The organism is Anaerovorax odorimutans (genome assembly GCF_024459955.1).
Lineage (GTDB): Bacteria > Bacillota > Clostridia > Peptostreptococcales > Anaerovoracaceae > Hominibacterium > Hominibacterium odorimutans_A.
Genome location: NZ_JANFXK010000012.1, coordinates 101792 through 116873, shown reverse-complemented (window position 1 = coordinate 116873; position 15082 = coordinate 101792). Strand labels below are relative to the sequence as shown.

At 48.4% G+C, this 15082-nt stretch carries 14 protein-coding genes; 5 read left to right on the top strand and 9 right to left on the bottom strand.

Going from position 1 to position 15082, the window contains the following annotated elements:
- Positions 1–33 precede the first annotated feature (33 nt).
- Entirely contained in the window at positions 34–582 is a 549-nt protein-coding gene (locus NE619_RS11610; RefSeq protein ID WP_256132586.1) for a GNAT family N-acetyltransferase, read from the bottom strand.
- 124 nt (positions 583–706) lie between these two features.
- Here NE619_RS11610 and NE619_RS11605 point away from each other — a divergent pair, with 124 nt between their 5' ends.
- The 4 genes from NE619_RS11605 (at position 707) to NE619_RS11590 (ending at position 5356) form a co-directional block, all read left to right on the top strand.
- Entirely contained in the window at positions 707–2098 is a 1392-nt protein-coding gene (locus NE619_RS11605; RefSeq protein WP_256132585.1) for a hypothetical protein, read from the top strand.
- Between the two features lie 279 nt (positions 2099–2377).
- Complete coding sequence (locus tag NE619_RS11600; protein WP_256132584.1) at positions 2378–3106, top strand: LytR/AlgR family response regulator transcription factor; 729 nt, start codon at positions 2378–2380, stop codon at positions 3104–3106.
- 43 nt (positions 3107–3149) lie between these two features.
- Positions 3150–4478 carry a GHKL domain-containing protein gene (locus NE619_RS19025; RefSeq protein WP_256132583.1) on the top strand — a complete coding sequence of 443 codons (1329 nt, stop codon included), beginning with the start codon at positions 3150–3152 and terminating at the stop codon, positions 4476–4478.
- Positions 4475–5356: a hypothetical protein gene (locus NE619_RS11590; protein WP_256132582.1), complete on the top strand. Its 882-nt coding sequence runs from the start codon at positions 4475–4477 to the stop codon at positions 5354–5356. Before NE619_RS19025 ends, NE619_RS11590 begins: the two co-directional genes overlap by 4 nt.
- Position 5357: 1 nt before the next feature.
- Here the strand turns inward: NE619_RS11590 and NE619_RS11585 are convergent, their stop codons facing one another.
- Entirely contained in the window at positions 5358–6779 is a 1422-nt protein-coding gene (locus tag NE619_RS11585; protein WP_256132581.1) for an MATE family efflux transporter, read from the bottom strand.
- Between the two features lie 183 nt (positions 6780–6962).
- On the opposite strand from NE619_RS11585, the gene NE619_RS11580 reads away from it, so the two are divergent.
- A complete protein-coding gene (locus tag NE619_RS11580) occupies positions 6963–7508 on the top strand; it encodes a flavodoxin family protein (protein ID WP_256132580.1) in 546 nt (181 codons plus the stop codon).
- Between the two features lie 76 nt (positions 7509–7584).
- Here the strand turns inward: NE619_RS11580 and NE619_RS11575 are convergent, their stop codons facing one another.
- From NE619_RS11575 to NE619_RS11545, 7 genes are all read right to left on the bottom strand, one after another.
- Positions 7585–8484: a DUF4340 domain-containing protein gene (locus NE619_RS11575; RefSeq protein WP_256132579.1), complete on the bottom strand. Its 900-nt coding sequence runs from the start codon at positions 8482–8484 to the stop codon at positions 7585–7587.
- Between the two features lie 13 nt (positions 8485–8497).
- Positions 8498–9958 (bottom strand): GldG family protein, encoded by a 1461-nt coding sequence (locus tag NE619_RS11570; protein WP_256132578.1) that lies wholly within the window; start codon positions 9956–9958, stop codon positions 8498–8500.
- Between the two features lie 11 nt (positions 9959–9969).
- On the bottom strand, positions 9970–10836 hold the full coding sequence (locus NE619_RS11565; protein ID WP_256132577.1) for an ABC transporter permease: 867 nt from the start codon (positions 10834–10836) through the stop codon (positions 9970–9972).
- A complete protein-coding gene (locus tag NE619_RS11560; RefSeq protein WP_256132576.1) occupies positions 10808–11776 on the bottom strand; it encodes an ABC transporter ATP-binding protein in 969 nt (322 codons plus the stop codon). The genes NE619_RS11565 and NE619_RS11560 overlap by 29 nt, the downstream gene beginning before the upstream one ends.
- Positions 11777–11933: 157 nt before the next feature.
- Complete coding sequence (locus tag NE619_RS11555) at positions 11934–13148, bottom strand: MFS transporter (RefSeq protein WP_256132575.1); 1215 nt, start codon at positions 13146–13148, stop codon at positions 11934–11936.
- 315 nt (positions 13149–13463) lie between these two features.
- Positions 13464–14456, bottom strand: a complete 993-nt coding sequence (locus tag NE619_RS11550) for a DUF4003 family protein (RefSeq protein WP_256132574.1) — start codon at positions 14454–14456, stop codon at positions 13464–13466.
- 36 nt (positions 14457–14492) lie between these two features.
- Complete coding sequence (locus NE619_RS11545) at positions 14493–15071, bottom strand: methyltransferase family protein (RefSeq protein WP_256132573.1); 579 nt, start codon at positions 15069–15071, stop codon at positions 14493–14495.
- Positions 15072–15082: the final 11 nt, after the last annotated feature.

The window sequence follows — 15082 nt, the reverse complement described above, 5'->3', positions numbered from 1 at the left end:
TCCCGGGTTCAGGAGGTTTCTGAGTTTACATAATTACAGATTATATTTATCATGCACCTTTTCAAAGAATTCCGCTCTCAGCATGGACATAAGATGCAGATCGTAATATTTCCCATCTTTTTTTGTAGCGTTCCTCGCCACGCCTTCTTTCTCAAATCCCATTTTCTCGTACAGCGCCGCCGCTCCCTTGTTGCCCGTATAATAATCCAGTGTCACCCGTTCCATGTGCAGGAACACAAAACAGTATTCCAAAAGTTCACGCAGCAATTCTTTGCCGAACCCCTTCTGGCGGTTCTCATCACCGGCGATATACAGCTTGGTAATGTCCAGGGAATCGCAGTGCTGATCCAGTCTGGTAATATAGATCCGGCCGATCGGCTGGCGAATCTCCTTTTTCACAACGGTAAACTGCAGCTTGGTCTCATCCATCTTGTCGACGATCCACTCTTCCACCACATCCTGATACGTTCTGTCTTCCTCATAGCTGAGAAAACGGGTCACTTCCGGGTCGGTTTCCCACCTGGCAAAATATTCACAGTCTTCAAATACGGTTTCTCTGATAATTAAGTTTTTCGTCTCCATATGGTCTCCTTAAAGAGATTTATTAAGATTTCGTGAAATCTCTCTGAAATCTCTACCTTTACAATTCACTATATGCTATTATTATATAGGATTTTAAATAATAAACAAGGAGAATTTCAAAATTATGAAACGAATTTTTCCCTTTTTTCTGATTTCGACATTTATTGTCGTTTTTCTTCTTTTTACGGCCTGCAGCGCCGGTAAAGAGGACGCGAAACTTTCCATAAAAGAAAGTCTGGACGCCAATTATGAGGCCCTTTCTTCCCAAATGAAAGATTCAGAGGATTTTCAGCATTTATCCGATTTTCTTGCCCAGTGGGCAAAGGAAAACAGTCTCGATGTAAAGACGCAAAACGATCAGTACATTGTCCTTTCAAAACCTGCTTCCGCAGGCTATGAAGACGCGGAAACCTTTACGGTTCAATGTTCGGTCAACCTGCAGCAGGCTGAAGATAAAAAAGACGACCTCCAAAACGCCGCCGCGGCAATGGCTCTGTTGTACAGCGCCGACAATCACGGCAGCCTGAAAGCCATTTTTACACTGGAAAAGGACGGGAAACCCATAGGCGCCAGCGCTCTGAGCGACAAATACTTAAAGACGGATAACTTCATTGTGCTGGACCATGAAAGCGATCCGGCACTATACAACAGTATCGCCGCTTCTTCGGAGATCATCGCTTCACAGAAGCTGAAGCGGACTTCCCCCCAGTATACGAAAGCTTACAAGATCCAGCTGACCGGAACGGCACATAAGAGTCCGTATAAACACCGGGGTGATTATCCCAACGCCATCAAGGCCATCGGCGACCTTTTGGCTTCCTGTAAGAGCTCCAGCGTTCTCTTCGAGCTGGCTTCCTTCGAAGGCGGAGAAGCATCGGATCTCTACCCCGCCAGTGCCGAAGCGGTCATCGTCCTGCAGGAAAACGATGTGGAAAGTTTCACCAAGAGATTTGAAAGCTCCTTTGAAAAGATTGAAGAATACTACGAGGATCTGGAAGAGCCCTTCACCTATACGATGACGGAAACAAAAATACCCGACAAGGTGCTCTCTACCCAGGACACGGACAATATTGTCAGTCTCATGTATACCATCACAGACGGCACTTATCTCAAGTCCGATGATGGCGACGTGATCGCAGCCTCCAATATCGGCCGCGTCACCACGAAAAAAGGCCAGTTCAAGCTGCAGATCAATGCCAGAAGCCTGGAAAACAACGTTCTGGATGATATGCGCACCATATTCAAAACGACCTGCGGTCTTTGCGATATCAAGTATAAAGAGGCCAGCTCCACTGAACTGTGGTACGCCTCCGACAAATCGCCCCTTATCAGCGCCCTCGCCAAAGCTCCGAAGGTAACGCCGGCCGGTACGCTGGAGAATGCCGACGGTTCCGCGTTCCTGGCAAAAAAATCCGATCTGAACATGGTGCTTTGGTCCATGAATGACAAAAGCGCTGAAAAACAGCTGCAAACATTGATTGAATACATGGAGACCTTCGGTACTCCGGAAAAATAAAACAAAAAGGGCCTGTTGCATCAGTAAAAAACGGATGCGGCAAGCCTCTTTTTATGATAGTTGGCTGCCATCAGGCCGGTTTCCAATATAAATCGCGAAATTTTTTAATTTTCTTTGTTTTTCCCCTTAATACGACAGCCCATTTTTGTTTCTCATTTTTCAGATTTTACTATTTCAATTCTCTTTTTACCATAATTGGCAAACTCAGTTTCTTTGCACCTACCTGCTTGTATGATAAAATAGATATAACATATTTTGCTTTTGACAGGAGGTTATTTTTTGAATATTGCTATTGTAGATGATTTAGAATCAGAAGCTCAGAAGCTGTCAGGTTTTATCACAAAATATTGCGATGAACATTTTCTTCGCGCCGATATCCGCGCCTATGAAAGCGGCAGCAAGTTGCTGGATGACCTACAGCCTCCGTTTTTCGACGTGCTATTTTTGGATATTTTCATGAAGGATATGAATGGCCTGGATCTGGCCCGCAGCCTGCGAGACCGCGGCTATGACAACCTGATTGTATTCTCCACCATCAGCACCGATTACGCAGTCAACGGCTATTCGGTTCAGGCTTTTGATTATCTGGTAAAGCCTTATGATTACGACCGTTTTCATGAGACAATGGATCGCTGTATGGAAGAGCTATCCAATAAAAGCCGTTATATTGTAGTCAAGGAAAGCCGTACTTATGTGAAGATTCGTCTGGATAATATTATTTATACGGATTATCACAATCATTACATACAAATCCATACGCCTGTGCGCGTGGTAAAAAGCTACATGAGCTTTTCCGATTTTTCCAAACTGCTGGAACCATATCCCCAGTTTCTCAATTGCTACCGCAACTGTATCGTCAACATGGACCATGTGGCCGCGCTCAAGGGTTATGAGTTTATCCTCAAGAACGGCGACATCATGCCCATCACCCGCAATCGTAAAACGGATATCCGGCAGAAATACGCGGATTATGAATTTTATCGTCTGGAAAAAGAGTCAAAGCCCTGAAAGTAGGGAATATTGTTTTTAAATTGGAAAAGGAGAGCTGCGCGTGTCCCTACTATCAATCATAATTCATATAATGGAAGAGGATGTGCCCTGGCTTCTTCTTTTTTTATTGACCTTCAACAGCCAGCTGTGCTTTTCCATCTTCAAAACCATATGCATCTGCGCCGGATATCTGGTAATGCTGTCGCTTTTGATCTTTGTGGGCATCAATTTCATACATTATCCGGAATTTCAGCTGCTTTATTCCCATTTCCGTTTCCTGTTCTCAATTCTCCATCTGGCCATAACTGCCTGTGTCTGCCTGCTGCTCTCCAAAAGCCGCAGGAGCGTATGCGTTTTTTTCATTCTGGTCATAAAAAATTACCTGGATACGATCCAGCTCAGTTCACAGCTGCTCGGTGCTGCCAGCGGTCTTTCCTGCGATCTTTTAGAAACCGCCCACCTCATATTGACTGCGCCGCTGATCTATCTTTTCCTCAACCGTCTGCTGCGGCCCATTGCCCAGCAGACCTTTTCCATGGATTTTTGGAAAAACCTGTGGCTTGTGCCCCTCTCCTTCTATTTTATTTTTCGTCTGGGCATCATGCCGGGCTATTCGGAACAGCTGATTCCGTCTGCTGCAGCGACCGCGGTGCCTCCTTATATCTGGTTTTTCATAACCTTCGTCACCTATTATCTGATTCTGTACATGCTCAGCGAAACGTTAAAATATACCAGTCTCAAAGAAGAAATGCGCATCACGCAGATACAGTCGGATATTCGCAGCGCCCTTTATCTCCAGGATATTGATCGGGCGGAAGAAATCAGAAAGGAAATCCTCACGCCGCTGACCCATCTACAGCAGCTGGCCGAAGCCGGAGACGCAGAGGAAATCCGCTCCTGCATTGAAGGGTACCTGGAGCAGATGACACAGACGACGGGGACGCCGGTCTGCGATAACTATACGGTGGACACCATCCTCCGTCACTATCTGAGCCAGTACAAGGAACAGCAGCTGGGCACAGTGCTTCAGGCCAATGTCACCGAAGATATTTTTATGTCCGACATCGAAATAACCATCCTGCTTGGGAATTTGCTGGAAAACGCCCTGCAGGCCTGCCTGCGCCGGACCGAAGGCGATGCCTTCATAGAAATCCGTTTGGAACTGTCAGAGCTAAAGCTGCTGCTGTCCGTTAAAAACAGTTTCAGCGGAACAATATTGGAAAATGAGGATGGTTTCCTCTCTTCCCGCCACAGCGGAAATGGGCTGGGAACCGTTTCCGTGCGAAACATTGTTGAAAAACATGATGGCTTTGTGCGTTTTTCCTATGATAAGCAGATTTTTACCGCGGAAGTTATGATTTATGATATGAAACGGGAGGAAAAGCAATGAGTTTTATTTATATTGTGTTGTGCGATCTTCAGGAAATGCTGCCGATTCTGATTCTTTTTCTTCTGCCTTTAAGAGACAGGCTCCGTTTCTCCAATCGCATCAATATACCCTGTACGCTGTTCTATTTTGCCATTGTTTTTTTTACCAGCAGTCCTTTCCTGTCCAAAGGAGTTTTGAAGGCTTCGCTGTCCATCTCCATTGTTCCTTACATGGGGCTGGCTGCGCTCATCTGCTGTTTTTTCTGTAAAAAAAGAAAAATCGTAAACTTATTCATCCTGTTCATCCTCAAAAGCTATACGGACATCATACATCTGGTGGTAAAATCTACGAATTTGTTTACTTTTCTGAAAGACACGCATACTTCCCTTGAAGCCACAATATTGGGGAAATGCTGTCTGACTCTGGTCACCTTCCCGCTCATCTGCCTCTTTGTAGTCCGCCTGCTAAAGCCACTTATCGATAAGACGGAAGAGTTTGATTTCTGGAAATATCTGTGGTTTATTCCCGGCCTGTTCTTTCTCTGCTTTCATTTGATGCTTACCTTCGTGTACGGAGGGTTCTCCGATTCGGTTCGCGTTTCCGCACCTATGTTCCCCTTTATTTGGATCTTTGCCACCTTTCTGACCTACTACCTGATTCTGCGAATGCTAAGCGAGACCGTCGATATGGCAGAAATAAAGGAAAAGCTCCGTATGGCGGAAATCCAGACGGAGCATCAGAAAAAACAATATGAAGATCTTTTGCAGCAGATCGAAAAGGGCCGTACCGCCCGCCACGATCTGCGTCACATTCTGCTGGTTTTGGACAGCTATGCGGAAAAAGACGATCTGCCCGCCTTCCGCTCTTACCTCTCCCAGGTTCTGAAGGACAAGAAATAGGCTATTCTTTTTCCTCTTCCGGATCTTGTTTCGTAAGCTTTTTAAAGTAGCGGTAAAACATGGTCCCTGTGGTGCAGACCGCACAGAAATCAGCGATGGGCTCTGCCAGAAATACGGCCATCACCCGATCGTCCAAAAACTGCGGCAATATGAAGATCAACGGGATCAGCAGAATGATCTTTCGCAGCACAGCCAGAAAAATGGACGTCTTGGCGTTCCCCAGGGCAATGAACGTCTGCTGGCAGGCGATCTGTATGCCGAACAGCAGCGCCGAAGCCATATAGATGCGTATGGCCCAGATACTAATGGCCACCAGATGAGCATCATTGGTAAACATATGTATGAACAACTGCGGCAGGAACATGCATACGGCCCACAGCACAGTGGAGTAAGTAAGGCAGGAAATGAGCAACAGCCGGAAAGCCCGTCTCACGCGCTTGTAGTCCAGGGCTCCATAATTGTAGCTGATAATGGGCTGGGCGCCCTGAGTCAGCCCCTGCATGGGCAGCATGGCGAACTGCATGACCGTTATGAGGATGGTCATGGCGCCTACGGCCAGATCCCCGCCGTATTTCAGCAGCGACGTATTGAAACATACGGCAATGACACTCTCCGTAAACTGCATGATAAAAGGCGATAGGCCTAATGCCAGACAGGGCAGAACCACTCTGGCGCTCACCTTCATGTAGCGAAGCCGCAGCCTGAGATAAGGCTTTTTTGAGGTCAGAAAGTGGAGTACCCAGATCGCTGAGACTGCCTGGGAAATGATCGTAGCCAGCGCCGCCCCTTTTACGCCCATGTCCAGGGCAAAGATGAAGATCGGGTCCAGAATCAAATTGAGAAAGGCTCCGATCAGTACGGTAAACATGCTGGTGGTCGCATATCCCTGAGTTGTAATAAAAGCATTGAGCCCCAGAGCCAGCTGTACGAAGATGGTCCCAATGGCGTAGATATTCAGATATTCCATGGCATATCCGATGGTATTCTCGCTGGCCCCGAACAGCAGCAGGATGTCTCTGCCGAAAAGAAGAATCACTGCCGTCAAAATCACTGCGATTCCGATCAGCATAACGAAGCAGTTTCCCAGAATCGTTTCTGCCTCCTCTTTCTTTTTTCTCCCCATCATGATCGACGCTCTCGGAGCGCCTCCCATGCTCACCAGCGCTGCGAAAGCCGAAACAGCCATAATTACCGGCATGGTGACGCCCACTCCGGTCAGGGCCTTTGCCCCCACTTCTGCGATATGGCCGATAAACATCCGGTCCACCATATTGTACAGCACATTGATGATCTGAGCCGTGATGGCCGGAAGCGCCAGTTTAAAAAGCAGCCGTCCTACCGGCTGCGTTCCCAGGGCTGTTTCTTCCGTTACCTTTATATCCTGTGTGAGTTCCTCATTTTTGTCCGTATCTTTTCGTTTCATGTCTGTCACTCCTTATATTCTTTAACGATATAGTCTATCATAAAAAGCGGGTCGGAGCAACCATATTGGCCGGTCTCAATATGCGGTTTTTAAAAAACAGCTTCGCGAAAATCCGCCGCAGCCCCTTCCTGCTTTAGCGCCGATGTTGTATAATAACAGAAAAGCATTATGGAGGTAAACGTTATGAGCAAGAATATATTGGTACTTACCGGAAGTCCCCGCCAGGGCGGAAACAGTGACCTGATGGCGGACGCATTTATCCGCGGAGCCGAAAGCGCGGGCCACAAAGTCACAAAGGTAGCCGCAGCGCAGCTGAAGGTCGGCGGCTGCACAGCCTGCGAGGCCTGCTACAGCAATGGACAGGCCTGTGTGCAGGAGGATGATTTTAATCAGGTGGCCAAACTGATGGAAAAAGCCGATGCCATCGTTTTTTCCACGCCCATTTACTGGTTTACCTTCCCTACCTATCTAAAGGCGATTATTGACAAGTTCTATTCCTTTCTCATAGGAGAAAAACAGCTGCCGATCCGGGAATCCATGCTGCTGGTCTGCGGCGAAATGGAAGAAAGCTCAATCTTCGATGGTATCATCAACTCCTATTCCCAATCCGTTTCTTATATGGACTGGGACGACCGCGGATGTTTTTATGTTACCGGGGTCTGCGGAAAAGGCGATATCCTTTCTACCGGGAGTCTTCCGCAGATTGAAGAGATCGGCCGGAATTTCTAAACCATAAAGGAGTGGGGTCATTAAAAGATCGCCCACTCCTTTTCTATGTGCCCGTACATCTGCGCCTCGAGTCTTCTTAATTCAAAATTTTTTCCACATCGGATACAAATACCTTGTATACCATTTCAGAACCCTCCAGCTGCATGTACGCATAGTCGGTATCTTCTTCCGTAAAGACGGTTCCCATATAGAAGGTTTGCGTCTTTTCTTTGTCCGAGTCCTCATATACGGCTGTCATTTCTTTGCGCGTCTTTTGATCGAGCCCGTATTGCTCCAGTTCCTGGGAACCCGCCTTATAATTGACGCAGGTGTCCAGAGAAATCCCGGACAGCTCGCTTCCGTAAGAGGAAAGATCCTCATCGTCGCCGGAGCAGCTGACTAAAGTCTTCCCATTCTGTTTTACAGTAAAGGAGTTCAGGGTTGGGCTATCGATATCCGGGAAGGTTTCGTTCTGTATCATCGAATCCGTATCAAAGATCAGAGAATCCAGTATGGTGCTGCTGACTGTATATATCGTAGCTCCTCCATCGGCGGTAAGATAATAATCGCTGCCTGTACTGTTTCCGATATCCACCTCTGTCTCCTTCCCCTTTGCATCCGTCAGCACAACCGTATAGCTCGGTTCCGAAAGCCCGTAATCGTCCGCCGAATCCCCATGGGAAAGCTTTCGGCTCCCGGTTACGCCGCAAAAGCTGCTGACCGCTTCTTCGGCACAGCTTTGCTTAAGCGGCAGCGCTTCATCCGCCGTATAGTACCAGACCCCGTTTTTCTTTTCAAAGGCCACGGTGTCGCTTCCGTCCGTATAGCGGATCGTTCGGATGTTATCCGTATTCAAATCCGTAACGGTCAAGTTTTCGGATGTTTTCTCCGCCTCCTTTTTATAGCTCCAGTCGTTATAAGCCTTCAGCCCCAGATAGGCCGCCAGCAGCACGGCCAGCACCAGAAGGAGCAGCGTTATCTGCTTTTTCTTTGTCATAATGCCTCCTTCCTTACGCTTTCCGGCGCCTCATCCAGCATACGAAACCGACAATCAATACGATGATGGGGATAATAAAGATCAGAACAACGCTGATATAGCCCCCGTACTGCACGGTATTGTATTGAACCTGCATGCTTTTTGCGTCTATGGACAAATTGTCCATATCTCCGATGGCTGAAACCACCGAATTCATGAAGAGGTTTTTATTGTCCAGACTGGCGAAGGCTTCAGTTATGCTTTCGTCAATGATGGAATTGGAGCCGTAGACCGTCAGACTGCCGTTTACCACCTGGCCGTCGTTTTCCGCCTGTGCCGTATAGACCGCTTTAGCCGCGATTCCGTAGGTTCCCTGCTTTTCGCTGTCCGTTGACACGGCGTATCCGTTTTCTGATGTTTCCAGGAAAGAGGAAAGGGCGATTTCTTCACTGTCCTCACCCAGCGTAAAGCCTCTGCTGTTAGCCGCAAGCACCATTCCTGAGCTGAGATTCTGCGCCATATCGCCGCTGGCAGCCACGTTGGGGAAGATATAATAGTAATTTCCCTGATAGCACCTCTGCATGTCCGCAATGTAGCCTTTTTCCATAGTGATCTTATAACTCTCCAGCAGGTTGATCAGATTTCCCGTCTCCGGTCCCTGCTCGGACATGAGAAGCATCACACTTCCGCCCTTCTTTATATACTGATCCAGCTGCGTGCTTTCTGCTTCGCTCAGGTCCGATGTCGGCCCGTTTATCAGCAGCATATCGCAATCCTCCGGAATGGAACCACTCATCAGTAGATTGAGAGCTTCCACGGTGATCCCGGATTTCTTCATCATATTGGTGATGGAGGAAGACAGCTCTGCTTCGCCGTGACCCTCAGACGCATAAAGCTTTTTGGTCTCCCGTCCGGTAACCTGATTGATGGCCCCGGTCAGCTGTCCGTCGCCGTCAAAGGACGCGAGGGAACTGCTGCTTTCGGTATAATAATACGAGGTATCCGCTACCAAAATGTCGGAAAAGCTGATGACGGAAGAAAGACCGGTGTCCTCACACTCCACAACAATCGTCTCTGCCTGCGTATCATAATCCGTCAAAATCGAAGGATGCAGCACCGGATCGACCGTAGTCATCTTAATGCGATCTGAAAGGGAAGCATATTTTTCCAGGAACGTTTTCAGCCTGTCATCAATGGAAGCGTCTTCTGCGATAACCGTTATTTTTACATCGTGATCGAGCTTTTTGAGAAACGCCCTGCTGGTATCGGAAATCTCGTAAACCTTGTTGCTGCTGATATCCAGATTGCGAATATTCGAAGGCAGCTGCCCTGCGAGAAGATTGACTACGACTGCGATAACCAGCACCAGAACAATTGCTGCTATGCTGTAGGCTCCATGCCTGGATGTTCTCGCCGCAAAGGCGGCCCTGACCGTTTGCCCGCTCAAATCCGGTTTGTGAAGCTTATGTTCTTTTATTTTCTCTATGATCTTCATTTCCGCACCCCCTAACTCCAGCGTCTTTTTTCAATGCTCTGCACGGTCAGAAACTCAAATACGGCGATGACCGTCAGCTGCAGGATTACGGCAGATACATCGAAAACATTGTTAAAAGCAGCATTGTTAAAGCCCTTTGCCAGATCCAGGCTGCCCAGTACATTTTTCAAGAGTCCTTCGAATAGAGAGGATTTAACAATACAGACTGTAACAGCGGAAGCGGCAGTAATGAATTCAAAGGCGGCACAGAGAAAACGATTTTTCGTTACGTGAAAGATCAGAGCCGCCAAAATCGTACATATAACCAGCACAATGAGCAGGTTGGCCACCGCTCCATCGGGCAGGTAGTCAGTCAGGTATTCCCATATATAGAGAATCAGCGTCGCCGCGAAGGTACTCACAGCGGCAATGATCGGGCTTTCCGTCAGGCTGGAGAAGAACATGCCAATGGAAATAAAGGCGCAGCCCATCAGGAAAAACTGAAAAATCGAACTGTAATCGCTCAGGAAATACGCGCTTCCCTGAGATTTAATGACCAGCGGAAACAGACAGAATATCAAATTGGGAATCAGATATACGGTACACATTGCCAGATATTTTCCTGCTACCACCTGACGGATCTTAACCGGCGAGGTGAACAGCAGCTGGTCCGTTCTGCTCCTCCGCTCTTCCGCAAAAGACCGCATCGTCAGTACCGGGACCAGTACCAGCAGCACCAGCATGACTGCGGACAGGGTGTAGGAAAAAAACGGATATCCCTGATTGAGATTATAGATCATAAAGTAGACTCCGGTAAAAGTGATCAGAAAGGCGATCAGCGCATATCCGGTCATGGAACGGAAAAAGGAACTAAGCTCTTTTTTGTAAATGGCTTTCAAGTGCTCCGCCCCCTTCCTGTGTCAGCTTGAGATAAACATCCTCCAGGGTTCCCTTCTCTTCGTATAGGGAAAGAAGCGGCAGCTGTGCTCCGGCAAAAGCCAGGAACAAAGCCTCCCTGATATCGGCCCCTTTTCCCGGCGTGACGGTGACGAGAAACAGCTGCTCCTCTTTTTTAGACAAGCGGTAATCTTTCATTTTTTTCATCCGCAAAAGGACTTCTTTGATCTGTTCCGCTGCTCCCCGGACTTCCAGTTTTATGGTTCCCGTGTCGCACAGCAGGCGCTCCAGATGCTCCGGCGTATCCTGCGCCACCAGTTTTCCCTTGGATATGATGAGGATATAATCGCACAGTTCCCTGACCTCCGCGAGGATGTGGGAGCTGAGAATAACCGTATGGTTTTTTGCCAGACTGCGGATCAGCTGCCGGATCTCAATGATCTGCTGCGGGTCCAGGCCTACCATGGGTTCATCTAAGATAATCGTTTCCGGGAATCCCAGTATGGCCTGGGCCAGCCCCACCCGCTGCCGGTAGCCTTTGGACAGATTGCCGATCAGCCGATCCGCTACCTGCGTCAGCTTGATCCTGCCCATAATCACTTCGATCTGCACCTTGCGTTCGCCCTTGGGTATGCCTTTCAATTCGGCGGCAAAAGCCAGGTATTCTCTTACGGTCATGTCCGTATATACCGGCGGCATTTCCGGCAGGTAGCCGACGGACTTTTTAAACTTCTCCGGTTCTTTGAGTATGTCGAACCCGTTTACCGTCACCTCCCCTTCCGTTGCGGCCAGATAGCCGGTGATGATGTTCATAGTGGTGCTTTTGCCTGCTCCATTGGGACCTAAAAAGCCGTAGATCCTTCCCTTATCAATCGAAAAGTTCAGGTTATCTACGGCAGTGTGGCTTCCATACTTTTTTACCAGGTTCTTCACTTCTATCACTTGATTATATCCTCCTTTGATAAATTTCTCATGTCTGAGGATACCGCTTCCGTGTAAAAACCCTATAAAGGGAAACCGATTATTTATTGTTATTTGTATGTGGATTCAGTCCGCTTGTTTGTCAATTTTGTGAAAGCATCCGAACTGGCGAGCCTTCTCAGCCGGCCTTTTTATCGTACAGGGCCATGCCCGCGGTCACCAGAACCATCGCAATACCCGACGCCAGAAACCAAAAGGCGACGCCCAGTTTTTCGGCACAGGGACCGGCAATCAAAAGTCCCAGGGGCATAGCCAGGGACATGACACTGCCTAAAAGGGAAAAAGCCCTGCCCAGGGATTCCGGAGCCACGGTTTCCTGCATGTACGTCATCACCGGCAGCCCGTAAACATTGCCGCAGGCTCCCATCAGCAGACAAAGTCCGGCAAAGATCCAAAAGAACACATAATCCGCCGGCAGAATCCCACAGGCCAGTATGATGATGCCCAGCAGCAGAAGTCCCATTCTGGCCAGACGCAGCCTGTTGGTTTTCTGGAAAAGCTGACCGATCACCAGCGCCGAGACCATCATTCCGGCCGCATAGAGGAATTCGACGATGCCTGCGTGAAACGCATTGACCTTAAAGTAGCTGCTGCTCATCAGCGGGTACAGTGAGGCCAGCGGCAGGAAGAACACCATGCAGACGGCTGCGTTAATCAAAAGGTGCAGCAGCCTGGGATCTGCCCGAAAGACAGCAATCCCCTCTTTGAATTCCCGTCGAAAATTGGGATATTCCGTGCCGCTTTTTTCCGGCTCGCGGATTTTAATCACTGCCACAGTTATGCATGCTGCCATGGCCCCCAAAAGGTCGGTCAGCAGTATGACCGGCATGGAAAAGGCTCCGAAGAGAAACGCTCCAAATACCGGCCCCAGCATAAAGGCTCCCGACTGCATGAATTGGCTCCATCCATTGGCCTTCATCAATTCCTGTGAAGGCACCAGCATGGGGATCAACGCCTGAATGGCAGGCGTATGGAAAACGCCGCCAATGGCCCGGATGCCAAGGACCAGACAAACAGACCATACCGGCGGCCTGCCAATCACAAAGGCAATGGCAAAGGCTGCGGCCACCAGGCCGACAAACATGTCCGCCGCTATGACAACAGTCTTTCTTTTTCGCCGATCGATCCAGACGCCAGCAAAGGGTCCCAATATCAGCTGCGGCAGAAAAGCCACCAGCCCGGCCAGCGACATCATGATCGGCGAATCCGTCTCAATAGCCATCCACCAGATCATCGCGAACTGTACGGCAGAACTGCCGATCAGTGAAACGGTCTGTCCTATGGCGATTGTAAAAAATTTTTTCTTCCATTTTAAATGATTTGTTTCGTTCATATACGCTCCTGTCTGTTTTCTCTTGCTTGCTAACGAATCGCTGCAATAAAAAATGCAGACAGTTCCCACCGGGGTCTTTGTCTGCACATGAAAAAACGATATGTTCCCACAGCAAAAGCATGCAGGAAAAAAGAACCGCATTGATATCGTTCCATCCGAAAATAAGTACAGCAAAAGATCTCACCGGCGTGAGTCTCATTTTTTATTGCAGTCTTATTTGATACGAATGGAATAAAACATCAATACACCTCCCTTTCTTTTTCTATGGAACACTTTAATATAGTCATGCTTCCTTGTCAAGCAAAATTTCAGGAATCAGTCAGCGCTGGACGCCGCCGCTGCTGCCGAAGCGGAAACAATACAGCACATGCACATGGTCTGCAGCGCCATCAGGTAATCCACTACCATGGATTGAATGGCGGTCTGGCTGATACGGCCTTCATCCTCTCCTGCCAGCTCTTTTGTGATATACAGGCCAGATGCCATCATAGCCCTCTGACATTTGTCCAGAGACAGGGAGCCGAATCCCTTCTTGGTTTTCAGATAGTCAGCAGCTTCGATAATCTCATCTGCCAGTACGGCCGCAGGCTGTTTGGATATGGACAGAAGCGCCAGCAGCTCCGTCATATCGTGAGACTTAAAATTATACCCCCGGGAGCGGAATTCCTGATGCAGGTTGATCGCTCTCTCACACAATGCGATGTCATCCGCGTTGAAAAGTAAAATCGTATGGGAAATAGACTGCAGCCGATTGCCTCCTGAGATCCAGTTGCGCAGCAGCTCTTCGATCCTGCTGATCCTCTGCTGGAATTCAGGTACGGAAATTTTTCCGGCTGCCAGCATGGCCGCGGCCACATAGTCGTCCTGTCCGGTAATAAAGGGATGGATCTTTTTCATCGCCTGGTACAGCCGCTTCATCTTTGCGGCGGCCGCCTGAAAGTCCTCCGCTGTCCGCGCCAGATACAAAGCCGCGACCACCAGATGATCGCAGGCGGGAAACCCTTCCTCCCGCAGGCTTCGATAACATTCCTGCATATTCATGAAGAAGGCTTCCGGATCCTCTTCCGCTGCCATCTGCCATGCCACCGCCGGCAGCATTTCTCCTTTGATGGCGGAAAGGAATCCAGAATGAGCCTTGATGTAGGTCCGGCATTCCTTATAGTTTTCCGCGTCTGCCTCTTTCCCGCTGCATACGCACTGGAGCGCGCACAGCTTGTCCATCAGATGGCTGTCCCATTTTGTAACAGCTTTATAGATCTGGCTGTATTCCGCGAACTGGTCGATCGCTGTTTTTAGTTCATTTCTCATATTTTTCTCCTCAATTATATTTATGATTTCGCTTCCTTACCGTCTTCCCAGGTAACGAAACACAGTCTGTTTATACTGTATGTATTCAGCGCCAAAGCGTTTCTCAAGAAAGGCTTCCTCCTGCAGGATCTGTAAATGCAACATCACCATTGCAAAGAGGGTAAATACCAGCGTCAGCGGATTGAAAAACATTATCAGAACCCCGATATACATAAAGTCAAACCCTAAAAAAGCCGGATTTCTGCTGTATCTGTAGATTCCATCCGATACCAGATGCGTCTGATCCCTTTCGGGAATCCCCGCCCGCCAGCTGTCTTTCATAGTCCACACGGATATGGCAAAAGTTATATCTCCCAGAATTGCTACACAGAATCCGCTGAACCTGGCGTTGGGAGGCATCCAGTTGTAGTCGAATACAATTGATACCAGCTGTGCGATCAAAACGCTGTATGTAGCTGCTCCCATGATCCGTTCTGTTCGGTATACGGATTTTTGCTTTTCCCCTTTTGCGATCTGGTTTGTTTTAATGCCCTGCTTTTTCTGCGCAAACAGCTTACCCAGATAAACTCCGTAAAATAACAGCATTGCCAGTATTGCCAGTAATCGATAAATCATATGAGATTCCC

Bases quoted from the DNA above. Each gene is read 5' to 3' on its own strand.
- NE619_RS11585 (WP_256132581.1), bottom strand. From the start codon at position 6,779: ATGAAACGAAAAGATACGGACAAAAATGAGGAACTCACACAGGATATA.
- NE619_RS11545 (WP_256132573.1), bottom strand. From the start codon at position 15,071: ATGATTTATCGATTACTGGCAATACTGGCAATGCTGTTATTTTACGGA.
- NE619_RS11610 (WP_256132586.1), bottom strand. From the start codon at position 582: ATGGAGACGAAAAACTTAATTATCAGAGAAACCGTATTTGAAGACTGT.
- NE619_RS11605 (WP_256132585.1), top strand. From the start codon at position 707: ATGAAACGAATTTTTCCCTTTTTTCTGATTTCGACATTTATTGTCGTT.
- NE619_RS11575 (WP_256132579.1), bottom strand. From the start codon at position 8,484: ATGACAAAGAAAAAGCAGATAACGCTGCTCCTTCTGGTGCTGGCCGTG.
- NE619_RS11590 (WP_256132582.1), top strand. From the start codon at position 4,475: ATGAGTTTTATTTATATTGTGTTGTGCGATCTTCAGGAAATGCTGCCG.
- NE619_RS11555 (WP_256132575.1), bottom strand. From the start codon at position 13,148: ATGAACGAAACAAATCATTTAAAATGGAAGAAAAAATTTTTTACAATC.
- NE619_RS11550 (WP_256132574.1), bottom strand. From the start codon at position 14,456: ATGAGAAATGAACTAAAAACAGCGATCGACCAGTTCGCGGAATACAGC.
- NE619_RS11580 (WP_256132580.1), top strand. From the start codon at position 6,963: ATGAGCAAGAATATATTGGTACTTACCGGAAGTCCCCGCCAGGGCGGA.
- NE619_RS11570 (WP_256132578.1), bottom strand. From the start codon at position 9,958: ATGAAGATCATAGAGAAAATAAAAGAACATAAGCTTCACAAACCGGAT.